The sequence below is a fragment of the Afipia massiliensis genome (assembly GCF_014203115.1).
Taxonomy (GTDB): Bacteria; Pseudomonadota; Alphaproteobacteria; order Rhizobiales; family Xanthobacteraceae; genus Afipia; species Afipia massiliensis.
On record NZ_JACHIJ010000011.1, the window covers coordinates 1 to 23468 of the forward strand.

Here is a 23468-nt window from a genome sequence, read left to right on the forward strand (position 1 = left end):
CATCGCAAAGCTGCAGCCTAAAATGACAAACAAGATGGGCCAGAGCCTCCACTAAATCAGCCCGCCATCTGTCTCAAATTATCTGACGACGGACACCAGCGGCAGCTTGCCGACAAGCTCTGTCATCTCGGTCGGTATTGAGACGACGACCTTGAGGCCCATGTTGAAGCACACCGTGGCCGTACTATCGAGCGTGTCGGTGAACCTCGCACCGCGTGGTTTGCCAGTCTCGTCGTGTCCAAAGACAAACATTGGACTGCCGTCCTTCATCGGATTTTTGGCTTTCTTGGTCATTGGCGGCTCCCAGAAATGCAGAAGGGAGCCGATTGGCTCCCTTTCTTTGCGACTGATTCAAGTTGAGGTAGTGTCGGCCTAAGCCGATCTGGCGGTGGTTTAAACAGCATAGTGGAGTATCTCCAAGTATATAAAATGGCTAAGTCGCAAATCGACCTTAGCATATAAAGATTAGCTGAAAATGCCTAGTGCAACAAGCGTAATATATACTTATAAATATCTGTTATTATTGAGGTTTTAGAGGCCATTTTTGGCATTTTCGACCTAGTTGACAGTAGCGATTTTCACACGATTTTCGGTCGTCAATGCGATTGCCGTTGCAGATGTCGAGGCCATCGGCGGCGCAGAACCGCCAGATCGCATGCTGCACAAATCGCGGAAAGTTCGCCGGAAATCCCGAATTAAAGCTGGCCGCGTCTATCTGTGCTGAAGCGTCCCGGACGATGCTCGCGCAGCCGCCAGTGGCGTAACACGCGGGTCCGTAGTTATGAGGCTTGCCGCAGCCATGCAGAATGCCCGTACGGTGCAGAAAGTTATGGACGAGCGAATCTATCGCGATCATGCCGAAGCCGGTCTCGCGCCAATTCTGATGGCTATTGGGGGCGCCTATCAGCAGGCCAGAAAGGCTCATTGTGAGGATCTTGTCCGAGACGCCGTAAACGTTGCGAAGGGGCCCGAGAAGGCGTTCTTGGCGCTCCATCGCGCTTTCGGCCTCAGTTCGACCGTGGGCGTTCCTAGGTTCGCGCAGCCTTTCATCGATCCATCCAACAAGGTCGCCTTCGGCGATGTCACGGACAAACAGAAAAAAGCTATAAGCTGTCTGGTTCAAGCGACCGTTGCGAAGCTTGTGCTGTGGGACTGCACAATCGGCAATATGCTCTGGCTGGCTGCAGGTTGAGCTGCCTTTGTCGTAACGGCACTCGCCATAGCTCCAGTAGTTTGTGAGCTTGGAGCAGGGCTGCGCTTGCCGCAGTGAGGCTTCGATATCAGCCCACCGAATATTACCGTGCTTGGCCAGGTAACTACGGGCGACCCGATCGGAAATCCCTTGATAGCTAAACGACGTCATTAGCCAATCAAAGATTGCTGCGGAATCGTGTCGTGTTATCGCGGTAGAAATTCCTGACTCTCGCGTCTGCGCGCGAATATCATCGAGCAAGCTGGTCGAGCCAGCCAACGTACAAACTTGATGGATTAGTTTGGTCGCTCCTTCGAAAGACATGGCAGTGCCATGTAGGTACGGAGAAACTGATGCTATCAGATGAGCGATATCAGCCTCCGCTGCGCATCGCTGTCGCCATCGATATATCGTTCTGTTGTTTGGATTGACCGGTGGCCAGCGAGTAACTGTACGTCTCTTAATGAACCACCGGCGTTGTGAGCTTGACGCGCAGCTCTAGTGATGAATGTTCTGCGACCGGAATGGGACGAGCAACCCTTCAAGCCCAAAGCTTCATAAGCTCTATAAAACCAAACTACGATACTTAGAGGTGTCATCTGTCCGCCGCGCTCAGATCGAACAACGGTGCCAGAACCATCTGAGCCCTCAAGCACGATAGTGAGCGCATTCTGAAGATCAGGATGAAGTGGGATGCGTCGCCCGTGGCCTTTCTTTGCAGCGTGATCTTGCAGCTCAAGCAGGGGGCTCACGCCACCACTTGCATCGAGAACCATGTCCCATGTGAGCTTTGCGATCTCAGCGGCACGAAGGCCGGCTTTGATTGATAGCAAGACGATGAGGCGATTTCGATCCGGTTGCCGGGTGCGCTCTGCGAAGAAAATCAAATCTTCGATGTGATCAGACGAAAGTATCTTGGCCTGTTTGCCCGGCATTGCTCTCGAACTCTAGTAGCAAGATTCTAGTTTGAAAGAATCTTTGTTCAAGAGAAATCTTGGACACTTCATAACGCGTTTCTGAACGTTGCTGACCGTCAGACGAATTGGTCGAAATTCAATCTTGTAAATACTCCCTGGCAGAAAGCTGATCGAACAACCGGTCAAAATAGAAAAACCTAGGTCAATCCAACACGGCCGGTCCCACAAGCAGGAATTTCTGTCTATCCCGAGAAGGCGGTTCGCTTTCAAGCGGCGGCCCAAAACATGCTTTATGGAGAGAAAAATGAAGTTACTGATTCATCCGTTTTTGGAAGAAATTGCACGCTGGCTCGATGCCGAATACAGCGAAACAGATCATGAGTGGGAGCGGTATCCGCTCGCCGTACGTCTACATTCAATCTTGGAATTGGTTGGCCGCGAGATCGCTACTAAAGATGTTTCGATGACAACGATGCGATGGCTGCCAACAGCCGGCGTCCTCTATCTAGTTGGATTCGGAATTTCCGAGGAGTGCCTGGAACTTGAAATGGAGGATACAAACGTGATCGATATTCCAGGCCTGCACCATCCTGGTCTGTTCAATTTAATGGAGCACGCCTTCAATAAAACCGCGGTAGCATTCAAGAGTTACGCCGCCGGGTATGTCGTTGTAGATGGACGAGATCCCGATGGTCTAAGAAGGTGGAAGCTTACAGCAAGCGGTCAACGTCTTGGGGGCGCAGGGTAACGATAGGTAGAGCGGCCATGTTTGTCACTCCTGCGACAAGCATGGCCAGAGACCGAAATCAAAAGTCGAAAACGTGATAAGCAAGCCGCGCCCAATAAGCTGCATTAAGAGAATAGTTGTCCACGCCTGACTAGGGGTTCAGCGTGGACCCCTCGACGGTTTAGTGTCTCTCCATGAGCCAATTAGGATGCGCACATCCAACGATTAAATCCCCTGCGAGATCGCTGATAAGCAAAGTCGCCTTTCCTTATCAGTTCTGAACCGTCTGCAAAGATTGATGGCTATCGCGCGCAAGAGGTCAACAAAATGCATCTTGTAAAGTAGAAGGTCGCAACCGTTGTTGCTTCGGGATGTGGCCCCCCTTGGGCTGAAGAGGCTTTATAACATGACGATCTTTGACAAACTTAAGAAGGAAAAAACCGCGTTCGCCACGCGCAATGAACTAGTCGAGGCCTGTTCTAAGAAACTATCACTGTGGGGCTTGTACGACATCGAGGAGGAGGGCGAATTGGAATATATCGTCGGTGCCTTGGAGAATATTTCGGAGTGTCATTGGCTCTACGAGATAGTTGATATTTTGCCAGATCCTGCCGATGCCGGCTTTGAGGCGAAATTGCGTGAAGCAGCGACAATCATCGTGAGAAAAACAGAGCAAGAGTTAGATGACGCGGTGAAAGGGATCGAGATAATCCGATCCAAATTGCGCGAAGATTTGTCTCGACTCTCAAACTAGAGGAGAGGGACGTGTAAATGCTCACGCAACAAATGCGTGAGCATCTTGCAGCTCTGCGCGATGTTATCGAGCGGCCAGAGCTGCAACAAGAATTCAGAAAAGAAGAGGGTTGGGGCACATCGCTGTTCAGGGATGATGATAACCCGGCTGCTTTTCTTGTCGATGCTGCAGCAATGCTCTCTGGGGATTATTCTCAGTTGGCGGAGCTATCCATCGAAATGGTGACCCTGCTCGTCCGGCTCTGGCTGACCATCACCCCGCCGTGCCTGACGCTGGACAGTCCGCAGCGCAGGCGAAGGGCAGGGAGCGCTATGAGGGCTTTGTTGCCGCGTTGGGCCGTAGGCTCGCTAAGGGTGCAAGCTTTACGAGTGAAGTCAGTGAAAAGCTCGAACCATGGGCGGATCAGGCGCCGCGCCGGGCGGCTCGCGCGACGGCGTCTAGCTCACCGGCCCGGGCAGCAAATCGGTACGAGGGTGCGCATCAGGCGCAGCATCGCCTCCATACGCTCAACGATTTCCGGGCCGTTCAACTGGAAGATCTGGTGGCGGCCGGTCTTCGTCGAAAACACGATTCCGGCTTTCTCGAGGACTTGGAGGTGGCGCGAGATGACCGACCGGTCCTGTTTGAAGCCTGCTGCAATCGTCTGGATATCGGCTTCGCCCTGGAGGACCAGAGCCCGAACCAACTGCACCCGAACCGGTTCACAAAGCGCGTTAAAAAATGCCGTGTCGAGCACCTCGATACAGGCGTTGGCTGCTTCTGTGCGTCGCACTTGGAGCTGCGTCATGTCGCGGAACCTAGGCGCCCTAGTGCACATGTCAACGGTCGTCGCCCTCATAATGTGCATTGCCATGCACATATAGGGCATGTAACATGTGCATAACAATGCACGCGTGCGAAGTGGCCGCGCCAGGGGATGTTGGGGAGCAAGACGTGATGCTAACGAGTTCGACGCCGCCTGATCGCTTGATGGTCAAGGTGCCGTTTGCCTACGGCTGGATCATATTAGTCGCAGCGGCCACGGGAGCATTCGCCGCCACCGTCGGTCAAACGGTAGGTGTTGCGGCGTTTTTTGACCCCATCGTTGAAGACGTCGGCATTTCAAGGGGCGAGGCCGCCCTGGCATATTCTCTCGGCACTTTGATCGGTATTCTCCCAGCGCCCTTCATCGGTCGCTGGATTGACAGACGCGGCGTGCAGCCTGCCGCTCTCGCGATCGGCCTCGGCGTTGCCTTCGCATGTGTCGGCATAACTCTAGTGAACAACACCGTACTTTTGACCATCGGCTTTGCGGCGCTTCGAGGGTCGGCTGTCGGCGGGCTGGCGCTTCTGAGCTCGCAAATCATAAACCTTTGGTTCGTACGCAGGCGAGGTGTCGCCGCGGCCGCGGTCGTTGGCGGCGGCGCGCTTGGAGGCGTGGTCTACCCCGTCGTGACCAACGGTCTTCTCGAGGTGATGAGTTGGCGGGAGGTTTATCTGATCGCGGCCGGCATCACTGCTCTAGTGGTCACACCGCTGCTAGTGCTGACGGTTCGAGACAAACCCGAAAGATTCGGGCTGCGTCCTGACTTTGATCAGAGCGTTCCTGCGGTGAACGCAAGTGCTCCCAAAGAACCGGTCGTAACCCTCCATATGGCGCTACGCACAAGCAGCTTTTGGATCCTGACCCTGGCAGGCTTTTTGAGTAACATGATCGGGACCGCCCTTCTGCTTCATCAGGTTTCGATCCTGACGAGTGGAGGGTTCACCCGAAACACCGCCGTGACCTTGCTTGCGCCCATGGCGTGGATGCAGGCGCTCGCGATCCTGACAGCAGGCCTGTTGATCGACCGGTTTGGGGTGCGTTGTCTGCTTCCGGCCCTCCTCGCCGTGCTCGCTGCGGCGGCCGTCCTGTCGAGCGTGCCCGGCTCGATCGTCACGGGGGCCGCGTATGCCGCGGCTCTAGGCATCGCCCTAGGTGGGCTGAACACCGTCCAGGCCGCCGGCTACGCCGAAGCCTTCGGCCGGACAAACATGGGCGCCATCCGGGGCGTTGCGTCGGTCGCCTCCGTTGTTGGCGCCGCGCTCGGCCCACTGCCGCCGATCATCAGTTTATCCGTTACGGGGAGCTATGGTCCCGCGCTGTGGGGCTTCGCAAGCGCGGCGATTCTGGCGGCGCTGACGGCTGCGCTGCTGTTGGTTCGATCCCCGGCGCTGCGGCCGAAGTCGTTAATTTAGCTTTTTGGTCCTATGGAGTCCCAAGGTGCACGAACTTCCATCACTCGACCTGCGATCAATGTCTATCCCGGACCCAGAGCTGCTAGCGCCCGCGGGAAAGCTCACCAGCAAGCCGAAGATACTTCTGCTCTACGGCTCCCTTCGCGATCGCTCGTACAGCCGTTTCATGATCGGGGAGGCAGCGAAGCTGCTGGACACGCTCGGCGCCGAGACCCGCATTTACAACCCCACTGGCTTGCCCCTGCCTGACTCCACGTCCCCCGACCATCCGAAGGTCCAGGAACTTCGAGAGCTGTCGCAATGGTCGGAAGGCCAGGTGTGGTGCAGCCCGGAGAGGCATGGCGCGATAACAGGGGTGATGAAGGCGCAGATTGACTGGATTCCGCTTGAGGTTGGCGCAGTTAGACCGACGCAAGGGCGTACTCTAGCTGTGATGCAGGTCAGCGGTGGGTCCCAATCTTTCAATGCCGTCAACACCATGCGCCTGCTGGGGCGTTGGATGAGGATGATTACGATTCCCAACCAGTCGTCGGTCCCAATGGCATATAAGGAATTCGATGAAGCCGGGCGGATGCGGCCGTCGGCCTACTACGACAGGCTTGTCGACGTGGTGGAAGAGCTCATGAAATTCACACTACTAATCCGAGATCGTGCCGACTACCTTGTCGACCGCTACAGCGAACGCAAGGCTCGGGCAGCTCTCTCCACAGCCGATGAGCTGGCCCGGGCGGCGCTTGTCTAGCAACGAAGCTCTGCTGGCTGCTTCATTAGGAGGGCCCCCTGATGGTCAAGGTGAAGAATTCCGCGCCTGCTTCCTCGTGAAGAGCGTAGCCATGACGACCGCACACCATCGCGATGTCCAAGGGTTCTGTTTCGACGACGCGGTCGACGATCCGGCCAGCTTCTCCATGCTATTCCGCGATGGAGCCACGATCGTGTTCATGACTGGGCAGGAGGCCCGAACGGCACTCTGGCCGAAGATTGCGCCGACGCCTTCATGGCGCCTCCGATGTCAAGGCGATAGTCGCCGAGCTCGCGGAGAGGCGCCGAAATTGTCAAACAGCCCGTCTACGGGCCAATCTACGGCGGTTAGGAGGCGATGGACAGGGACTGTAACGGTCTGCTCTTGCTGTTCACCCAGGCTGACTGAGGACCATTAGCCGACGTTGAACATGTCACGTCGGCTCCAGGCGCGCCCGCAGCGATAGCGTCAAGGCTCCGCACAGCCGTCCAAAAAACGACATGTGGTCCTTAGCTTCGTCGACGGACTTTCGATCGGACACAACCGCATTTGCCGAGAAGTTTTCATCCGGCCAGCCCAGCGTAATACTTTTCATGATGACCTGATTGTCATCTATTCCGGCGTGCTCGCGTACCACGGGTGATTGCACGATGCCCTGACTGTTAATCACGGCACCCAGCCCGCGAGACCAGGCGGCATTGACTAGAGTCGTCGCGACGGCGCCCAATCGAAGTGGGTATCGTCACTCGCGGTCATAGGTTACGATCACGCATACAGGCGCGTCGAATTATCGGAAGCCGCGCAGCACCCAGTCTTGGCGCCTATCTTGTCATCGCGCTCAATCCCCATTGCGGAGAACAATTGCTGGCGACGCCAACCTGTCTTTCTCGGTGCTGACCCGTAAATGCCTGACCCGTGCGGAACTCGCGCGACTGTGGCACGCCTGTCCCCATCCTCTCAGTATTGCCGGCCCGGATTCGATCCAGCGGTTCGCCAGTGATGATGTAGAAATTCCAGGGCTGGCTATTCATGGACGACGGGGCGCGCATAGCTAAACCGATGATTTCTTCAATCAGCGCCTTGGGTACTGGATCGGGTTTGTAGCCGCGGATGCTTCGGCGACCAAGGATAACGTCATCAAATCGCATTTGTCTGATGTTCTCCCGGAAGAATTTCGAACCGGCTTAAATAATCGCGGGTTCTCGGCCTTCGCGCAAAATAGAGAGTGACAGTGAAACAGCTAAGGAAATGGTGAAAATGGAGTCAGTTGGCTAACTGATAAGGAAAGACGCGAAACCTTATCAGTCGAGCCCGGCGCCAGCCGGATTCGACTAGAAGGCTCCGATCAATCAAGTCAGCCAAAAGAGAGCTTCGCGCGGCTTAGGTCCCATGCCACATTCACCCGTCACTACTAGCGCAGATAAACAGTGCTAGATCTGGCATTGAAGTATCTATTGCTTGCAGCGGGTCGGCGGGGAACGGATCTATGCGCGGTGGCAGCGTTAAGTCCCCAAATGGGGGATGCGAATCGAGCACGTCGGCTTCTTTCTAAGAAAAAGTCTAAATGCGAGATCGATGTCTATGTCGTCGGCGTCCCATTCGTTTTAAATCAATGTCTCTTGCGGGAACTGCGGAACGAAAACCAAGAAGACATTAGGATGGTTGCGAGAGAACAATGAATTTGTTGCCGTGGCTGCGGGACCATCGTTGATGAATGTGGTCGCCTCGTGAATGACTTTGACTACACAGGCCGTATTCCCTGATCGCTCCGACTTCATTTGATCGAATTTGAAACCAACACAATTGCGTATATGACTGCTGCCCTTGAGCGCGCGTGTAAACGGCTCAAAGAGGACACTCCAGCCGCGCGGACTTACATAGCTGATCGCCTGGAAGCGTGTGCAAAAGCAGGTGGTAGATCTATGGCAGTGTTCAACGAGGCGGCGGCAAAAGCGATTGATGATTTGACTGCAACGAGAAGACACCCGGGTCCGGGTATCTGGCAGCGATTGGCACGCTGGAGGCTTTCCAGCCGCTGAAAGCCTTTCATTGCGTCGGCCTTGGCTATTTTCTCGCCACGCGGGTTCACGCAGGCGGTATCTTGTGTGTCGTTGATTTTTCGGATTTGCTCTCGAAGCTTTACCAAATGGAGATTTTCAAACGTGGCTACGGGCATTGTTAAGTGGTTCAACGGCGCTAAGGGATACGGCTTTATTCAGCCAGACGACGGCAGCAAGGATGTGTTCGTACACATCTCGGCGGTCGAGAGGGCAGGACTTTCCAACCTCAGCGAGGGTGCAAAGGTCAGCTACGACGTCGTTCCAAACCGCGGCAAAGAGTCCGCAGAGAATTTGCGCATCGGATAATCACGGCGAGACTCACAGCCGCCTAAGGACGCGTTCAAAACCGTCCACGGCCTTGTCATCGATATAGCGGGATTTGGTCCGGCGGAAGAACGACAGGATACTCATGCCGCGCATTCAAGCGCAGGCGAGGACGCGGGTAAATAGTTCTAGATGTGGTTACCGATCGTCGGGGGGAGCTACCGCCTAGGCCCGGAACGCGATTAGCGATCAGGAAACAGCTTGTCTGTCGCACTATCGAGGCGCGTGTTAGTGCCGCTTGTACTCGCCAAATGTCCAACCAACTCGCCCGAGAGTCTATAGATATTTGTGCCTCTCAGATTGTAAAGTTTATTTCCCCTCAGATCGTAAACTGAAGAGCCCTTTACCGTCGCGACGGGCTTTCCGCTGCTATTGAAAATGTTTCCGTCCATTGATCTCTCCGCGCGGCGGCTGACAGCCTCGTTGTCTGAGCTTATCGCAGCATGCCGCGATCTGCTAGGTCAGCTAACTTTACCTACCGGACTCTCCCTCGCCACGAATCGGAATGACGTTCCCCGGCGCATCACGCTCGTCTGAAGAACGGAGTGAACGCATGGTTGGAAAAGCAGAGACGAAGAGTGCATCGGAACCACGTCATCAGTTGCAAAATGCATGGACGCAAAACGCAACCGCTCAGTGTGCGGGCGAGGGCACCCTATTCCAGCTTACGGAGGGCCAGGTACGGTTAGACGGCTAAGCGTTTCGACGTGAGCTTCTTCTTCTCTCAGCCGTGATTCAATTAACTTTCTTTCTGACGGGGCTAGATTGGGCGATTTGAGCAAAAGCTGATAATGGCCAATGATCTTTTGATGGCCCGGAATAAGGAAATCGTCCGCGCTACTAGCCATGGCTCCCTTCCCTCAGATCGAGTTTTGCCCACCCATTGTGGGCTCTTGGTCCAACGTGGAAAGGAAAGGTCTCGTCAGATAGTTCCGCCAAGGCCGCCTCCTCTTCGGACAGCCGCTTCAAGATGAAGTTGCGTTCCAAATCGGTGAGCTCCGTCTTCAGCAAACGCCGATATCGCCTAATATTGCTGGTACGCGCGCGGATTCGGGCGAGCTTTTCGTCAATAGCCATCGTCGACACGATATCCTCCATTCGTCCTTTCTCGTTGCAGTAAACGGAGCTTCGCGAACGCGAGGCTCCGCTTCCACTTAAAAGCCAACAGCCGCCGCTGGCTCCTCGAGCATCGGCATACGGAGCGCGGCGCCTCCATGCAGGGGTGGAGGCCCGTTGTCGTCCTCGTCGTCAAGCTGCCGCAAGGCGGCAAGGATGTCCTTCACAGGCACCGGATTGGCAGAACCTGGAAGTTCGCGAAGCCAAGGATTGTCCCTGACTGCGAACGCATCTGACGCCCATGCAGCAAGGACGCATCGTTTTTCCATAGGCGAGAGGATCCTGTTCACCAACACCTCGGAGGGGTGGCTAAACATTGCGGCCAAAAGCGAGTTAACATGAATATCCATGTTCAAGTTGCGCTCAACTGAACTCATGGTCGTTTCTCCTATTTACTCCTTCCTGTTGTTGAATGATGCACGCTTCCGCCGACATCCGTGTCGACGGAAGCTATGCGGACCGCGAATGGCGGTTTTAGGCAGCCTTATGATCGATACGCTGGACGTTGCTTTGTCCATCAATCGCGATTCGACGAGGCTTCATCGCTTCCGGGATTTCCCTAACCAGTTCGATACGCAGCAGGCCATTATCAAAGGACGCGTTCCGTACCTGTACGTAATCGGCGAGGTTGAACTGCCGGCGGAAGTGGCGCTCGGAAATCCCCTGATAGAGATACTCGCGCTTCTCGTCCGTCTTGCACCCTTCAACCGTCAGCACATTTTGCTCGGCCGTGACGTTGATCTCATCCGGCCGGAATCCCGCCAGCGCGACCGATATTTGGTATCGATCCTCGCCCAGCTTTTCGATGTTGTAGTGTGGATAATGAGCCTCCGTCTGCTGCTGTGCAGCATCCAAGAGGTCGAAGAGACGGTCGAATCCGACCGAAGACCGCCATAGCGGGGTAACATCAAATGCAGTTCTCATAGCCAAATCCTCCACTGAGCAAGATGGTTACAAGCGGGCCGCCGAACACCGTCGGTGCCCGTCTCCACCGGACCCCCAAGGGGCGTCCGGACCGTTGTCGGCAGGATAAAAATTAGAAAAACGGCTGCGGGTTTCAAGCCTCGCTCAAAAAAATTTGGAGAGAATGGGATTGGTTAAAGGGGAGGAAGGCCGCTCGACGAAAATCCCCGCGGTCTGCGATCTGCCTAAACTGCGCGGCTGGCATTCATAATCTGAAGAAGAAATCGGTCCTCGGGCCGGCCTGAACCTCAGCATACCACTGCGGTGCCCTTCGTGGGCGCTCCTCTCTAAACTCAGGCCACTATTTCGATCGGAGACGCAGCCCGGGAGACGAAAACCCAAGGCCGCCGGGGTCCCATGCCTCATGTTGTTCGGTTTTGCGGCGGCGACGGGTGAGAGCGGTCAAGGCTTCAGACCCGCTCCCAGCTTCGCCCACGCCTCGGCGTCGAACTTCCGAGCTTCTTCCAAAGCAACATCGAAGGCGGACGGTTCGGTCTGCTTAAGGGGACCTCGAAATCATCCCTGATCTTGTCATCGGCGTAGAGGGAAGTTGTGTGCCGCTCCTTCCACCGCTGCTCAATTCTGGCGAAGAAATTTCGAGATTTACTCGTACCTGAGCGGGCTTGCAGCTTTTTCCAAAGCAAGGGCCTTGCTCGCCAAGTGAGTTTGCCAAGCGACGGCACCGCGCAGCCTGGAACCTCAAGATCTGTGATCTGACGGGATTCCGTTACATCGATTAGGATGTTGACCGCTCCGACGAGCAAGCGGGTCGGCCCGAACAACGGTGTGGGGAACGGCAAGAAATTTACGCGTGTGCCATCGGGACGTTCGGCTATCGCAGTCATTCCCCGAATTCGTTGCTTCGTCCGAAGAGTCGCCGCCATGGGGCATTCCGAATGCGGTCGAAAGCTGCCGTCGTCTGCGTATAGCTTCCACGTTACGCACCATTGATCTTTACCGATCGTCGGAGTGCGCTCGGCAAAGCCACACAAGCCGTATTGTAATAGGTGATTGTTCCGCTGACCTCAGTGATAGAGAGGAGCGCTAATGGACTCCAAAGCCGCGAACAAGGCATCGTCGCCGCTTCCCACGGCATTAACGACGTCGCGCAATACGCAAATTGTTCCAATCGTTTCGCGCAGGATTTGCTTTGGTGCCGTGCGTGCCATGCCAGGGCTGCCCATATGCCAGCGAAGGCGAATAGTGGGCGCTCGTGGCTTTTGATTGAGGCGGACCAAGTAAGTGCCGGGCGCCGGAGTTCAAGCGGGCGACGAACGGGCCGTCTCGCGGTCCGATCTTCGTCCCGCCCTTTTTCCTGCGCGGCACCTCTGAATCAGACACGGCGGCATGACTTCATCAGCGAGCAAATCGATCGCGCTCCGCGGCAATCCGGCCGCAATCATCGACGGTCGTTCCGCACTGGCGGCAGACAAACTCGGAATTGGTTCTGAGCCACTCGATGGACCTCGCGGTTTTTGTGCCGCAGTTCGGGCAGGGGACTTCGAGTTCAAGGTATTTCGGGGCTGTAATGAGCATTTGGGAAATCCAGATCTATCATCCAGCAGAAAATTTGCTGGATCAGCCAAGTACTTTGATGGCAGTGGCGACCAAAATGGTCGCAGCCGCCACGTATCCGTAAACGATAAGACGTCGGTTGAATTCCATCGTTCGTCAACGCAATGCGATGAACAGGAACGTCCCAGCGAGCAGCGCGATCCCGAAATAGGAGGCGCTAATGAAGCCGTTGCAAACGCCCCTGAGCTGGGTCGTGGACATAACGCACCCGGTGTTCTGACTGGATGCGATGATGCTCCGCAATTTATTAAAGATTTAAGAATCGTCCGAGTTCCAATCGCGACCGTTGAGACCGGCGCTTGTCCCCTCAGGTCACAGGGGGATTTGACGCGTGAAGCATCATCCGAGCCCAACAAGATGTGCCGAAGATACTGAAAACGTGGATTGTTGTTTCTGGTTGGAGCGCATCGAAACTGTGCTGAAGGATGGCGCGAAAGAGCAGCGCGTTCAGACGCAATTGCTCGAGCAGATCGCCAACGAGAACATCATCAATCCGCGCCGCCTGCGGGGAATAAATCAGCCCGGCCGGTCAGGGGCAGATGGGGGCTTCATGACCGGCCGGGCCTAGCCGCCGATATGCAACATGACGGCCTGACCAGCCTACCACCCTTCCGCGTCTGCAGATAATCAGCCCGGCTGGCGGGACAGTGCGGATGAAAACCAGCCGGCTTAGCCGTCACGAATCGGAAGACGGCGAACCCCAAGTCCCGCGCCGCGAAAGAGGTCGCGGTTCTCTCCGCTAGCTGTGATTGATGATGAAATTACAGTCAGTCAATCAACTGCTAAGGAAACTACAGAAATGGAGTCAGTTGGCTAACTGATAAGGAAAGGTCACAAAGCTTATCAATTGTCGATTTGACAGCGAAAAGTGTCTCCCGAATAGGCCGCTGACCTTAAGGGCGTGCAGTAACCATGGCCTTCGCGTAAAAGCACGCGAGCATCTTAACCGCAGGCGAACGAGACTAGTGTGGTCGATCAAAATAGATGACGGGTCATAAGCTCGGCGGCGCTTGACCTGCTATCGGGCTGTCTCCCACAATGCCAAAAATTTGAATAGTCAAAGGGACAGTTTCATCCCCTCCTAGAATAGCATTTTAGAGCTGAAAAAGCGTTTATTTATACGGACTTACTTGGAGGCTTTTATGAAGCGGTCGGTGGTTCTGTACACTGCTATGTGCGGCGCAGCGATAACGTTCGCGGGTATGAATGCAGCTTTCGCACTCTCTCTGGAGCAGGCGAGGGAAAGCTGTCGTAACACGGTTGGGCGTCCCATTGTTCAAGCGTGTATGGCTGGCCAGGGAAAAGCTGCGGACGCGGAGCAACGTCGCGAAGCGTGTCGAGCGCAAGCTAGCCCTAAGGTGAAGGCTTGCGTGCTCGCCGCGCTAAATACTGCAAATGGCCGTGCGAATGTGCCAATCGCGCTCCACAAAGACGGAAAGCCTCCTAGCGATAATGTTGCCCCCGGCAATGCGCTCCCCGCCGGCTTCGTAGCGCCGCCTCGGACAATCGCGGATATCACAGCGATCCTTGAAAGTGAAAAGCCAGATCCCGCGACCTTAGCGAAGCTTCGAGAGGACGCTGACGACGAACCGGAAAAGAATGCGTCGCAATCGGATCTCGCAGATTTCTATCTTGACCGTGGGACCGCTCGGGCCCTGCTGGGTCGAAATTATGAGGCTCTGGGCGATGGAGAGAAGGCGCTGGCTGCTGCTCGGAGTTCAGGCGACGCCTATTTTAGCCAGCGCATTCGAATTTTCATCGGGCAGCAAAAGATGGCACTCGGTGATATTAAAGGAGCGCTGCAGATTAGCCAATTTATGGTCAAGGATGCCGATCGACCGGGACAGAAAGGTTATCGATTCCTAGCGCTGCGTTCTTCCGGGCAAATTCTGGTTCAGCTCGGAGATATTTTGCAGGCTGAGGGATACTTGAGGAGCAGCCTCGCCTTGATCCAGGAGGCGCGGACCAGCGGCCACCCGGGTTGGCGCACAAGCTATTCTCAGAAAGGCCGAAACTGGGAAGGAGAGGTTGAATCTCTCCGCGCCACAATCTTCGAAACTCGCGGTCAGTTTCGTGAAGCCGAAGCAGCTTACGCAAAAGCGAGAGAGTGGAAGCTTGCATCGATTCCTGATTTCAAAAATCAGCAGCACGTGCCTCCAGAGAGTCAATTCAGGTTGGCCGCAGATACCGATCTGCTGAATGTTGCCCGGATGAAGGCGAAGCAGGGCCGCTTAGCTGAAGCGGAAGTAGATGCACGTAAAGCGTTGCTGGGTCGCCTCAGAGATCAGGGAAAGTTCAATCCGCTGACCACGCGATTTGTATTAGGTCTCGCTAGCATTCTCGTCGATGAAGGCAGGTATTCCGAAGCTGAGAAACTTACGGTAACGGCACTTGATATTCAGCGGACTTTAAAGATTGGCGACGACACCCAGTTCAGTGGACAGATACTGTCACAGCTCGGCGCTGTCCTCACCCTGCAGCGGAAGCTGCCGGAAGCGGCCGCGGTTTACGCGCAGCTCGATAAAGCCATTGAAAAATGGGAGCCCCGCCGCCGCGAAGTCCTGGAGTTAAACGGCTCGCGCATCGATGCGCTGTTCGCTTCTGGGCAAATCGAGGTTGGTCTTGCTGCTGCGCAAGCATTGTTAAAGCGTGAAATTGCCCGGATAGGCGAAAAGCATTTTGACACAGCATCGGCACGCGGTGTGCTCGCGGTCGGCTATATGAAGGCAGGCCGGGCTGCGGATGCGGTCCGAGAATTCAAAGTGGCTATTCCGGTGCTGCTTGCCGCCTCTCGGGAGAACTCCGACGATGACGATTCAACGGTTGTGGTCGGCCGCAGCGAGCGGCTGAGAGGCATCGTCGAAGCTTACATTCAGCTACTTGCGAGTGCATCTGCTGCGAGCTCCGATGTCGCGGTAGAAACCTTTAATTTGGCAGATTCTATCCGGAGCCAGTCTGTTCAAAAGGCTCTTTCTGCATCGAGTGCCCGCGCTTCGATCAAGGATCCGGCTCTTGCTGGACTCGTGCGCAAGGAGCAGGACCTTAGTAAGCAGGTCAACGCACAGCTTGGTCTGCTTACCAATATTCTCTCTTTGCCGTCCGGAGATCGTGACGAGAAAAGTGTGAAGGGTGTCAATGCATCGATCGCAAAGTTACGGACAGACCGCGATAACGCATTGCTCGACATCAATAAGCGGTTTCCGTCGTATGCCGATCTTGTAGACCCCAAGCCGCCAAGCGTCGATCAGATCAAAGCTACGCTCGCTTCTGGCGAGGCGATGCTATCTTTTTACTTTGGGCGTGACGCGGGTTTTGTGTGGGCCGTTCCAAAGAATGGTCCTGTAGCTTTTGCCGTCATCCCAATGACTTCCGGCGAGTTGGAATCAAAAGTCCGAAAGCTTCGGGAAGCGCTCGAACCGCAAGCGGCTATGATTTCGGATATTCCAGCATTCGATCTCAAGTTAGGATACGAGTTATACGCGTCGCTTTTGAAGCCGGTCGAATCCGGATGGAAACAGTCCAAAAGCTTGATTGTCGTGACAAACGGCGCGCTCGGATTACTACCCTTGTCACTGCTTCCAGTCGCATCTGCCGAAATCAAAGCCGACGACGACCCGCTATTCGCGAGCTATCGCAACGTGCCATGGCTTGCGCGAACCCATGCCGTGACGATGGTGCCATCGGCCGCAGCTTTACGCACGCTGCGTCAGTTGCCGCCTGGCAAACCAAGCCGGAGCGAACTGATTGCCTTTGGCGATCCTTATTTCAGCAAGCTGCAGGAAGTTGAGGCGGCGCAGGCGGATCGCAAAGTCCAACTGGCCGACGTAGGTGCTGGCGCGGTTACGACCCGAGGATTACCTTTGAAACGGCGCAATAGCCCGAAGCTCGAAGGTGTCGATAGTGCGGAATTGGCCATGTTGCCGCGGCTGCCGGACACAGCGGAAGAATTGAGGTCAATTGCGTTGGCGTTGCAGGCTGACCCCGCGAAGGTTCTCAATCTCGGAAAGGACGCAAACGAGAAGACAGTGAAGACTATGGATCTGTCCGGTTTCAAGATACTGGCCTTCGCCACGCATGGGTTGGTGCCCGGTGAGTTGAACGGCTTGACGCAGCCCGCTCTCGCACTTTCCGCGCCTGACGTTTCCGGTGCGGAGGGAGATGGCTTGCTCTCAATGGAAGAAATCCTCACTTTGAAGCTGGATGCAGATTGGGTTGTGTTGTCGGCTTGCAATACCGGTGCGGGAGCAGGTGCGGGGGCGGAGGCTGCATCGGGTCTCGGACGCGCATTCTTTTATGCAGGAACGCGCGCGTTGCTCGTGACAAATTGGTCGGTGCATTCGCAATCGGCGCGTGAACTCGTGACTGATTTGTTCAAACGGCAGGCGGATGACGTTAAGCTGACACGCGGCGAGGCATTACAGCAGGCGATGATGGCACTGGCGGACGGTCCTGGATACCTGGGATCCGACGGCAAAACTGAGTTTACTTATGCGCACCCATTATTCTGGGCGCCCTACAGCATTGTCGGGGATGGCGGGACGAGGTAATTCTGATGTTTATGCCGTCACTCATCGCACGTTTAGCAATCCGTCAGCTGGCTCATAGTGAAACTACAAAATGAAGTCAGTCGCTAATTGATAAGCAAAGAGACAAAATGGAGTCAGTTCGCTCACTGATGGAAATATGAGAAAGCTTATCAGTCGCGGTGGTTTTTTTCGTCTTCATTGGAGAATATTTTTTGGTTTACAGGCGATGTTGCATGTTTGAAGGACAGTTTTGGATTGAGCCGATACATACGCTGGGGCCGGGACGCCCTTTATGCATCATGAGAAAATGACGCTGCCAGTGGTACCTCCGCCTTGCAATCAGCGCTGGGGTGCGAGCCCGAGGGGGCGATTTCTCATTCTCTTGGTGGCGCGGAGATGACCCTTGAAGTAAAGTGACGCCGGAAAACGCGAGCCGGAAGGCGCGAGAGCGCTAGACATTTTGATCGTGCTAAGCATGACGAGCCTCCGCAAGGCGCTCGGCGATGGAAAGGACGGCGCGCGATGCATTACGACCCTCGTAGGACGGGGCTATTGCTTTGTCGCGCGTGGAAGCACCGCACCCGAGGTAGCGCCTGCCGCCGCAGATTGGACTCGATTCTCATTCAGCGCTGGAACTAACGTAGGCCCGTCCGTGGCAGGGTGACCGCGATGCCTATGAACGAGCGCGTTTGTCCGAAGTGCGGGCGGGCAGTGAAGTTGATGCTGCCTCCAGGCGGCAAGGGCCCGCGTACTACCAGTGCATCGACTGAGACCGGCCTGACCCGCTCAAATTATCTGAGGTTGCGATCCTGCTGAATGCGGTGCGGCCCACTGAGGGGAAGTAAAGTTGCTGACCTAATTCCGAATCTGGCCCCATATTCGGCCTATGCCTCATCTGGAATAACGGCATTCCCTTGGCAGAACGAGCCATCGGCGAATCTCTGAAGCAACCCGGCCAAGGCCGGAAAGCGGCCTCGGGCTCATCCAGCAAGACGTTCTCAACCAGCGCAACGCCGTAGTGGGACTCAGCATTACTTTGCAGAGACCGTGAATGCCTACATCGAAAAGAGGAAGCCGAAGGATAAGCCCGCCTCAGTTGGCGACATCTTTCGTTCAAAGCCCGGTATCGTCGTCTTAATGCGCCCCGGTTAGCTGCAATCTGTGGAAATAAACCGAGCGGAACGGAGAATCTGTTTACGTTCCGCTCGAATGGGATAGTTCGACCTCAGATCAGAATCCAACGGCTTCAGCCATCGGTTCGACCCGCGGTGGCCGCAAAGCCGCCCCACCAGGGATCGGAGGCGGCGGTACGTCTTCTTCGTCATCAAGTCGGCGCAGGGCACCAAGGATGTCTTTCAACGGGATCGTGTCGGGCGAGCCGGGTAATTGGCGGAGCCAAGGGTTATTCCTGACGGCGAATGCATCCGATGCCCATTCCGCGAGAACGCAGCGCTTCTCTGCCGGGGAGAGGACGGGGTTCTGGAGGACTTCCGACGGATGACTGAAAGTCGCGGCGAATAGTAAATTTGCATGAATATCGATTTCACGCGTGGTCATGGTCGCCTCCTTTTGCTCCTTTCTGTGATGGCGCGGGAAAATTTAGAGCGACTGACTGGCCTTTCAAGGCGATCAGATTGATTTTTGTCCACGCGGCGGGACGGTTTTGCAGCGCATAAGTTTTAAAAAATATTTCCAGAGGGTCTTGAAACCTATCGAACATTTTCTAGTTTTTTCTTCGCCGTTTATCGGCCCGGGTGCCCTTCGGGGGTCCGGAGGAGACGGGCACCGGAGCTGTTCGGTGCTCGCTTGTATCCAACTTGCTCAGTGGAGGATTTGGCTATGAGAACTTCTTACGACTTCACCCCGTTCTGGCGGTCATCTATCGGCTTCGACCGTCTGTTTGACCTCGTTGATGCTGCGCAGCAGCAGGCTGAGGCTCACTATCCGCCGTATAACATTGAGAGACTGGGCGATGATCAATACCAGATCTCCCTGGCGTTGGCGGGATTCCGCCCCGACGAGATCAATGTTACGGCCGAGCAGAATGTGCTTACAATTGAAGGGCGCAAGACGGACGAAAAGCGCGAGTATCTCTACCAAGGTATTTCTGAGCGTCATTTCCGTCGACAATTCAACCTCGCGGACTATGTGCAGGTAAGGAATGCGTCCTTTGACAATGGGCTTTTGCGCGTCGAATTGGTCCGGGAGATCCCGGAAGCGATGAAGCCTCGGCAGATCGCCGTCAACGGCGTTTCAAACGCCCAGCAACTCGACTCGAAGGCCGCCGCATAATTCCGGCGCCTTTAGTCCAAACGCGCTCCCCGCTAGCTTTAGCCGGCGGGGTGCGGCTTCGCACAAATGAATGGAGACTAAAGCAATGGCCGCCAGCTCTGACGGTCGCTTCCTATATGTCGGCATTGGATCGAATAGCAACATCACCGAACGCGGGATGGACGCCGAAGTTGACCGGGCAATGGTGTGGCGGATCGACCCAAAAACCGGAGCACATAGGCGGTACGCTACTGGCCTTCGTAACCCCAGTGCTCTTGCCATCCAACCCGGGACAGGCCTGCTTTGGGCAGCCGTGAATGAGCGGGACGAAATTGGCCCTAATCTTGTCCCAGATTACCTGACGTCAGTGCGCGAGGGCGGCTTTTACGGCTGGCCCTACAGCTATTGGGGGCAAACCGTCGATCCGCGAGCGCAGCCGCAGGATATGCAAAAGGTCGCTACAGCCATTCGCCCCGACTACAGCTTGGGATCCCATGTAGCGGCACTTGGCTTGGCATTTTCCACCATCGACGATGGGAGGTCGCTTCGCAGAGGGCGCGTTTGTCGGCGAGCACGGCAGCTGGAACCGCAGCGTGCCGGTCGGTTACAAAGTAGTGTTCGTGCCGTTCCGCGACGGACGGCCTGCCGGCGACCCGATCGACTTCGTATCCGACTTCCTGAACAAGGACGGCAAGACGCGTGGCCGCCCCGTTGGAGTGACGGTCGATCCGCGCGGCGCTTTGATCGTCGCCGACGATTTGTCGAACACGGTCTGGAGAGTTACGCCAAATTCACCCCGCGCGGGGGCAGCATCACCACCGGCGAAGGCCAACCCTTTCTAACTCGCTGATGCTGCGAGGCAAGCGCTTGGCCCTGCGCGGCCCTCGGGTTGCCGACAGCGAGACACGCGCGGCTGCATTGGCAGACCGCACTGCAGCGCAAAACGTCGATGACAGACCGACTGTTGATCAATAATATATACTTACGCACGGCTTATGACGAAATTTTCGCAAGACGCCGACGCCATCATGCGTGCAATTTTGATGAGACACTGCTTAACTATCGAACGCGTGGTCCTGGGATCTATGCATGAGCACTAAAATTCGCATGAGTGGACGTTTGATCGCTGCGGCCCGTGCCTTAACCGGCATCAGTCAGGTAGATTTCGCTGAGGCCTCCGGACTTTCTGTTGATGCGTTGCTTCTGACGGAGGCAAGCGGCAGCGCATGGCTCCATTCTGAGCACGATATAGAGGCCGTGAGCCGTGGTCTGGACCATTTCGGGGTGATCGTTATCGAAGAAACAGACGGAATGGGAGCTGGCGTCAGGCTAAAATTCACTCGTCAGGATGTGAGGCAGATTGCTCGGTTGGAAGGCGAGGGCGGTATCGTCGGCTCGGATGATGCGCCATGACCTTACGGCCACATTGGTAGAATATTGTCGCTCGGCGCCGTGTTCGCGATCTTCGCGGGCTGGTACTACTGGTTCCCGAAGATGTTCGGCTAAATGTACAGCGAAGGCATCGCCCAGCTGCACTTCGGGGTCACCTTCATCGGCGTGAACCTGGTCTTCTTCCCGCAGCACTTCCTCGGTCTGTCGGGGACGCCGCGCCGCTACATCGATTATCCGGATGCGTTCGCCGGATGAAATCTGGTGTCGTCGATTGGCTTCTACATCTCCGCGTTCGGCGTGCTGATCTTCATCTACGGCGTGATCCAGTCTTTCGTCAGCAAGGACAATCCGTGGAGCGCCGGTGCAACTACGTTGGAATGGACGCTGTCACCGCCGCCGCCGTTCCATCAGTTCGAAGTTCTGCCCCACGTCCAGTGACCGCACCGGTGCATTATGGTTCTGAATCGCATCGACGTGAAATCGACCGTATCGACGAATGACTTACGGCGCATGAAATATGCGCGACAGCCGAATCCGTAAATTGCATAGGCTCGAAACACATGATTGCAAATGCCTCCGCAGGTGAACGCGCCTCGCGCAATGCCTCGCGCAGGAACTTGTTGCGAAACATTCTGGAGACGCTTGCCAGAGTTGGCAGGAATTGCTGGATGTCGCGCCGAGGCCAGAGCAGCGCGAAAAGCAGGTCGACCTGACTGTCGTCCGGCGCGTCAAAGTCGATCGGCGCAGACAACCGCGTCAATGAAGCGACCGGATGTGAGAGGTCAAGCAGGGCATGGGGAACGGCGATACCGTTGCCAAAGGCGGTTGATCCCACCTTTTCGCGAGCGAGAAGGCCGGCAAGAATTGTCTTTTCCGTGATGCCGGCACGTTGCGCCAAGCCAGTAGAAATTTTCGTTAGGGCCGGTCGCTTGCCTTTGGCAATGACGTGCAGCGCGATGTCATGTTCTGACAGCAGATTTTCAATCATAGCGATCTCCCTACGGACGTCCCCAGCGCTCGTCAGAGGCTGTGATGACATGATTATCTCCCATCCTTGGACGGCGCGCGCGCTTTGCCAGATGCAATCTTCCGATCTGGATGCATTTGCGAAACACAAATGCCACCCACACGAGAATCTAACTCGCAGGTTATTTGTAAATTCTCACCAGCGCGATCCAAATGATCAAGAGAAGCGCGGTGCACACTGCGGCCGCGATTTCTCGTTGTCTTGAATTTCTATTGGCGCGAACAGCTTTGACGGTCACGACTTTTATTTCACCGTCAAAATCGACATACGGCATGCGCGACCCCTGAGGCAGTCCGACGAGGGCCGCGCCGATTGGCGACAATACCGACAAATGGTTATCGGCATCGACGCAATCTTCTGGCAGAACCAGAAGCCGCCGCAGAACGGTGCTCGAATCGTCGATGGAGAATGTCACCCAGCTATTGACGGAGACGGCGAACGCAGGTGGCTCTTCGCCATCGTAGGGATTGGCGCGGTTCAGTTCAGAAAGCAGGAAATACGCGGCGGGATGACCGGCGTTTTCCGCTGAATCGGCAAGCCGCTGAAGACGCTGCAAGTCGGGTGCCCAGATCTGCAGGGGAGGTGGGGCCCAGTGGACGATGTTCATCTAACTCTCCTGGCGTTGGACCGAGCTGTGAAGCTTGCGACGATGGTTATCGGTACCAGCGATGCGGCGCTCGCCTCGTGCGGGGTGGACGTGCGCTGCCTGACGAGATTCTTCGGTCCGGGTTGTACCTGCTGAAAACAAATGCAACCCAGGCTGTGAGCAGAAGTGCTGCGCAGATCATGACGCCCATGGTGTTTTCCTCCCTTCGCCGCTTGCCGGCTCCAGCAGGCGAGAATGCCTGAGGCGTCAACATCGATTGAATGATGATGCCGCCTGATTCTCGCACGCCAATGCGCTTGTGGCTGACGCCACACGCGTGATTGGTTCAAGAGTTTGGAGTTGGATTCTTAGTCTATCCCGGACAGCGCGACCGCGCGCTGCCGGGTCAGCGTCCTGACAGGATCTGACCAGCGCGCAAATGTGATTGCCAACAATTTAAATCGCGGACCATTCTCAAAATCTATGGTCTCATGAATAAAAGTCAATCTCGATCGCCGATGATGCCACCTAGATACCTACCACGAACGGTAAATCTCGGTGCTGCGTGTTATGGCACAGATGAATTTGCGAATGGGGCCGTCGGGATCAGTCCTGAAAGCAATGTGCAGCGGCAAAACGGCGCGGTGTTAACGGGCTGGCTTGATTTAATTCTGAATCCCACCAACTTAACGCTATGAGCATTCTGGCCCATCATCAAAAGCGTATTTATCGCGCGGGCTGCCTGCAAATTGGCAGGTAACCCGGGCAGGCTTTAAGCCGCCCGGGGTCGAGAGTTCCATTCCCAATACAGCGTTCGTTGAGCGGATCGGCACGTCAGTGCTTCTGCATCCGCGTCCATGACAACCCAGCCTCTGGGATTCCGGAGCGTTTGGCATGGCTATTTCATGCAAAGGACCACCACTATGCGTAGCATTCACACGTCGGCGCATGCAGCGACCCTGCGTCGGAAGAACTTCGACACGATGCTTATGGTTCTGTCGGCGCTCGGTACCTGTGGCGTCATGCTGTTGTATCTGGCGGCGTCGGGAGCCTTCAACTGATCGCGATCCGCTTTCGGA

Annotated in this window: 22 protein-coding genes and 3 pseudogenes; 13 read left to right on the plus strand and 12 right to left on the minus strand. The window is 55.7% G+C overall.

Going from position 1 to position 23468, the window contains the following annotated elements; genetic code table 11:
• Window positions 1-78: 78 nt before the first annotated feature.
• The 3 genes from HNQ36_RS24705 to HNQ36_RS24715 form a co-directional block, all read right to left on the minus strand.
• Entirely contained in the window at window positions 79-294 is a 216-nt protein-coding gene (locus tag HNQ36_RS24705) for a hypothetical protein (RefSeq protein WP_184090288.1), read from the minus strand.
• A 226-nt stretch (window positions 295-520) separates the two neighbouring features.
• Window positions 521-1516 (minus strand): hypothetical protein, encoded by a 996-nt coding sequence (locus tag HNQ36_RS26320; RefSeq protein WP_246395533.1) that lies wholly within the window; start codon window positions 1514-1516, stop codon window positions 521-523.
• Between the two features lie 35 nt (window positions 1517-1551).
• Complete coding sequence (locus HNQ36_RS24715; RefSeq protein WP_184090290.1) at window positions 1552-2127, minus strand: tyrosine-type recombinase/integrase; 576 nt, start codon at window positions 2125-2127, stop codon at window positions 1552-1554.
• Window positions 2128-2413: 286 nt separating this feature from the next.
• Between HNQ36_RS24715 and HNQ36_RS24720 the strand changes: the two genes are divergently transcribed.
• Together HNQ36_RS24720 and HNQ36_RS24725 are read left to right on the plus strand one after the other, a co-directional pair.
• Window positions 2414-2857, plus strand: coding sequence for a hypothetical protein (locus HNQ36_RS24720; protein ID WP_184090293.1), 444 nt, complete (start codon window positions 2414-2416; stop codon window positions 2855-2857).
• Between the two features lie 385 nt (window positions 2858-3242).
• Window positions 3243-3590, plus strand: coding sequence for a hypothetical protein (locus tag HNQ36_RS24725; protein ID WP_184090295.1), 348 nt, complete (start codon window positions 3243-3245; stop codon window positions 3588-3590).
• A 442-nt stretch (window positions 3591-4032) separates the two neighbouring features.
• Here the strand turns inward: HNQ36_RS24725 and HNQ36_RS24730 are convergent, their stop codons facing one another.
• Window positions 4033-4377 carry an ArsR/SmtB family transcription factor gene (locus tag HNQ36_RS24730; protein WP_184090298.1) on the minus strand — a complete coding sequence of 115 codons (345 nt, stop codon included), beginning with the start codon at window positions 4375-4377 and terminating at the stop codon, window positions 4033-4035.
• A gap of 182 nt (window positions 4378-4559) precedes the next feature.
• Here HNQ36_RS24730 and HNQ36_RS24735 point away from each other — a divergent pair, with 182 nt between their 5' ends.
• Together HNQ36_RS24735 and arsH are read left to right on the plus strand one after the other, a co-directional pair.
• Window positions 4560-5807 carry an MFS transporter gene (locus HNQ36_RS24735; RefSeq protein ID WP_184090300.1) on the plus strand — a complete coding sequence of 416 codons (1248 nt, stop codon included), beginning with the start codon at window positions 4560-4562 and terminating at the stop codon, window positions 5805-5807.
• Window positions 5808-5832: 25 nt separating this feature from the next.
• Entirely contained in the window at window positions 5833-6549 is a 717-nt protein-coding gene (gene arsH, locus HNQ36_RS24740) for an arsenical resistance protein ArsH (RefSeq protein WP_184090303.1), read from the plus strand.
• Between the two features lie 433 nt (window positions 6550-6982).
• Here the strand turns inward: arsH and HNQ36_RS26525 are convergent.
• Window positions 6983-7697 (minus strand): annotated as a pseudogene (locus HNQ36_RS26525) (nitroreductase).
• A gap of 1014 nt (window positions 7698-8711) precedes the next feature.
• Between HNQ36_RS26525 and HNQ36_RS24750 the strand changes: the two are divergent.
• Window positions 8712-8915: a cold shock domain-containing protein gene (locus HNQ36_RS24750; protein ID WP_184090306.1), complete on the plus strand. Its 204-nt coding sequence runs from the start codon at window positions 8712-8714 to the stop codon at window positions 8913-8915.
• An 858-nt stretch (window positions 8916-9773) separates the two neighbouring features.
• On the opposite strand, the gene HNQ36_RS24755 is transcribed toward HNQ36_RS24750, so the two are convergent.
• From HNQ36_RS24755 to HNQ36_RS24765, 3 genes are all read right to left on the minus strand, one after another.
• A complete protein-coding gene (locus tag HNQ36_RS24755; RefSeq protein WP_246395536.1) occupies window positions 9774-10031 on the minus strand; it encodes a hypothetical protein in 258 nt (85 codons plus the stop codon).
• Window positions 10032-10087: 56 nt separating this feature from the next.
• Entirely contained in the window at window positions 10088-10426 is a 339-nt protein-coding gene (locus HNQ36_RS24760) for a hypothetical protein (RefSeq protein WP_184090309.1), read from the minus strand.
• 97 nt (window positions 10427-10523) lie between these two features.
• On the minus strand, window positions 10524-10973 hold the full coding sequence (locus tag HNQ36_RS24765; RefSeq protein WP_184090312.1) for an Hsp20 family protein: 450 nt from the start codon (window positions 10971-10973) through the stop codon (window positions 10524-10526).
• Window positions 10974-12471: 1498 nt separating this feature from the next.
• On the opposite strand from HNQ36_RS24765, the gene HNQ36_RS24775 reads away from it, so the two are divergent.
• From HNQ36_RS24775 to HNQ36_RS24785, 3 genes are all read left to right on the plus strand, one after another.
• On the plus strand, window positions 12472-12651 hold the full coding sequence (locus HNQ36_RS24775; protein ID WP_184090549.1) for a hypothetical protein: 180 nt from the start codon (window positions 12472-12474) through the stop codon (window positions 12649-12651).
• Between the two features lie 267 nt (window positions 12652-12918).
• Window positions 12919-13155, plus strand: a complete 237-nt coding sequence (locus HNQ36_RS24780; protein ID WP_184090317.1) for a hypothetical protein — start codon at window positions 12919-12921, stop codon at window positions 13153-13155.
• A gap of 574 nt (window positions 13156-13729) precedes the next feature.
• Window positions 13730-17134 carry a CHAT domain-containing tetratricopeptide repeat protein gene (locus HNQ36_RS24785; protein WP_184090320.1) on the plus strand — a complete coding sequence of 1135 codons (3405 nt, stop codon included), beginning with the start codon at window positions 13730-13732 and terminating at the stop codon, window positions 17132-17134.
• Window positions 17135-18343: 1209 nt separating this feature from the next.
• Here HNQ36_RS24785 and HNQ36_RS24790 read toward each other — a convergent pair.
• Window positions 18344-18670 (minus strand): hypothetical protein, encoded by a 327-nt coding sequence (locus tag HNQ36_RS24790; protein ID WP_184090323.1) that lies wholly within the window; start codon window positions 18668-18670, stop codon window positions 18344-18346.
• Window positions 18657-18833 (minus strand): hypothetical protein, encoded by a 177-nt coding sequence (locus tag HNQ36_RS24795; RefSeq protein WP_184090326.1) that lies wholly within the window; start codon window positions 18831-18833, stop codon window positions 18657-18659. Before HNQ36_RS24795 ends, HNQ36_RS24790 begins: the two co-directional genes overlap by 14 nt.
• Window positions 18834-18952: 119 nt before the next feature.
• Here HNQ36_RS24795 and HNQ36_RS24800 point away from each other — a divergent pair, with 119 nt between their 5' ends.
• The 4 genes and pseudogenes from HNQ36_RS24800 to HNQ36_RS24815 form a co-directional block, all read left to right on the plus strand.
• Complete coding sequence (locus HNQ36_RS24800) at window positions 18953-19405, plus strand: Hsp20 family protein (RefSeq protein WP_184090329.1); 453 nt, start codon at window positions 18953-18955, stop codon at window positions 19403-19405.
• Window positions 19406-19481: 76 nt separating this feature from the next.
• Window positions 19482-20226, plus strand: a pseudogene (locus HNQ36_RS24805) (PQQ-dependent sugar dehydrogenase); the annotation flags it as partial.
• 247 nt (window positions 20227-20473) lie between these two features.
• Window positions 20474-20797 (plus strand): XRE family transcriptional regulator, encoded by a 324-nt coding sequence (locus HNQ36_RS24810; protein WP_184090332.1) that lies wholly within the window; start codon window positions 20474-20476, stop codon window positions 20795-20797.
• A 9-nt stretch (window positions 20798-20806) separates the two neighbouring features.
• A pseudogene (locus HNQ36_RS24815) lies at window positions 20807-21214 on the plus strand (cbb3-type cytochrome c oxidase subunit I); the annotation flags it as partial.
• Window positions 21215-21227: 13 nt separating this feature from the next.
• Here HNQ36_RS24815 and HNQ36_RS24820 read toward each other — a convergent pair.
• On the minus strand, window positions 21228-21764 hold the full coding sequence (locus HNQ36_RS24820) for a PTS sugar transporter subunit IIA (protein ID WP_184090334.1): 537 nt from the start codon (window positions 21762-21764) through the stop codon (window positions 21228-21230).
• A gap of 160 nt (window positions 21765-21924) precedes the next feature.
• Entirely contained in the window at window positions 21925-22410 is a 486-nt protein-coding gene (locus tag HNQ36_RS24825) for a GreA/GreB family elongation factor (protein WP_184090337.1), read from the minus strand.
• Window positions 22411-23312: 902 nt separating this feature from the next.
• Here HNQ36_RS24825 and HNQ36_RS24830 point away from each other — a divergent pair.
• Complete coding sequence (locus tag HNQ36_RS24830) at window positions 23313-23450, plus strand: hypothetical protein (protein WP_184090340.1); 138 nt, start codon at window positions 23313-23315, stop codon at window positions 23448-23450.
• The last annotated feature ends 18 nt before the right edge of the window (window positions 23451-23468 follow it).

What these genes read in the sequence shown, in the direction of transcription:
- HNQ36_RS24730 (WP_184090298.1), bottom strand. Translation starts at nt 4,377, where the DNA reads ATGACGCAGCTCCAAGTGCGACGCACAGAAGCAGCCAACGCCTGTATC.
- HNQ36_RS24715 (WP_184090290.1), bottom strand. Translation starts at nt 2,127, where the DNA reads ATGCCGGGCAAACAGGCCAAGATACTTTCGTCTGATCACATCGAAGAT.
- HNQ36_RS24820 (WP_184090334.1), bottom strand. Translation starts at nt 21,764, where the DNA reads ATGATTGAAAATCTGCTGTCAGAACATGACATCGCGCTGCACGTCATT.
- HNQ36_RS24825 (WP_184090337.1), bottom strand. Translation starts at nt 22,410, where the DNA reads ATGAACATCGTCCACTGGGCCCCACCTCCCCTGCAGATCTGGGCACCC.
- HNQ36_RS24725 (WP_184090295.1), top strand. Translation starts at nt 3,243, where the DNA reads ATGACGATCTTTGACAAACTTAAGAAGGAAAAAACCGCGTTCGCCACG.
- HNQ36_RS26320 (WP_246395533.1), bottom strand. Translation starts at nt 1,516, where the DNA reads ATGTCTTTCGAAGGAGCGACCAAACTAATCCATCAAGTTTGTACGTTG.
- HNQ36_RS24735 (WP_184090300.1), top strand. Translation starts at nt 4,560, where the DNA reads ATGGTCAAGGTGCCGTTTGCCTACGGCTGGATCATATTAGTCGCAGCG.
- HNQ36_RS24830 (WP_184090340.1), top strand. Translation starts at nt 23,313, where the DNA reads ATGCGTAGCATTCACACGTCGGCGCATGCAGCGACCCTGCGTCGGAAG.
- HNQ36_RS24775 (WP_184090549.1), top strand. Translation starts at nt 12,472, where the DNA reads ATGGACCTCGCGGTTTTTGTGCCGCAGTTCGGGCAGGGGACTTCGAGT.
- HNQ36_RS24795 (WP_184090326.1), bottom strand. Translation starts at nt 18,833, where the DNA reads ATGTTCGATAGGTTTCAAGACCCTCTGGAAATATTTTTTAAAACTTAT.
- HNQ36_RS24760 (WP_184090309.1), bottom strand. Translation starts at nt 10,426, where the DNA reads ATGAGTTCAGTTGAGCGCAACTTGAACATGGATATTCATGTTAACTCG.
- HNQ36_RS24785 (WP_184090320.1), top strand. Translation starts at nt 13,730, where the DNA reads ATGAAGCGGTCGGTGGTTCTGTACACTGCTATGTGCGGCGCAGCGATA.
- HNQ36_RS24790 (WP_184090323.1), bottom strand. Translation starts at nt 18,670, where the DNA reads ATGACCACGCGTGAAATCGATATTCATGCAAATTTACTATTCGCCGCG.
- HNQ36_RS24705 (WP_184090288.1), bottom strand. Translation starts at nt 294, where the DNA reads ATGACCAAGAAAGCCAAAAATCCGATGAAGGACGGCAGTCCAATGTTT.
- HNQ36_RS24810 (WP_184090332.1), top strand. Translation starts at nt 20,474, where the DNA reads ATGAGCACTAAAATTCGCATGAGTGGACGTTTGATCGCTGCGGCCCGT.
- HNQ36_RS24720 (WP_184090293.1), top strand. Translation starts at nt 2,414, where the DNA reads ATGAAGTTACTGATTCATCCGTTTTTGGAAGAAATTGCACGCTGGCTC.
- HNQ36_RS24755 (WP_246395536.1), bottom strand. Translation starts at nt 10,031, where the DNA reads ATGGAGGATATCGTGTCGACGATGGCTATTGACGAAAAGCTCGCCCGA.
- HNQ36_RS24765 (WP_184090312.1), bottom strand. Translation starts at nt 10,973, where the DNA reads ATGAGAACTGCATTTGATGTTACCCCGCTATGGCGGTCTTCGGTCGGA.
- HNQ36_RS24800 (WP_184090329.1), top strand. Translation starts at nt 18,953, where the DNA reads ATGAGAACTTCTTACGACTTCACCCCGTTCTGGCGGTCATCTATCGGC.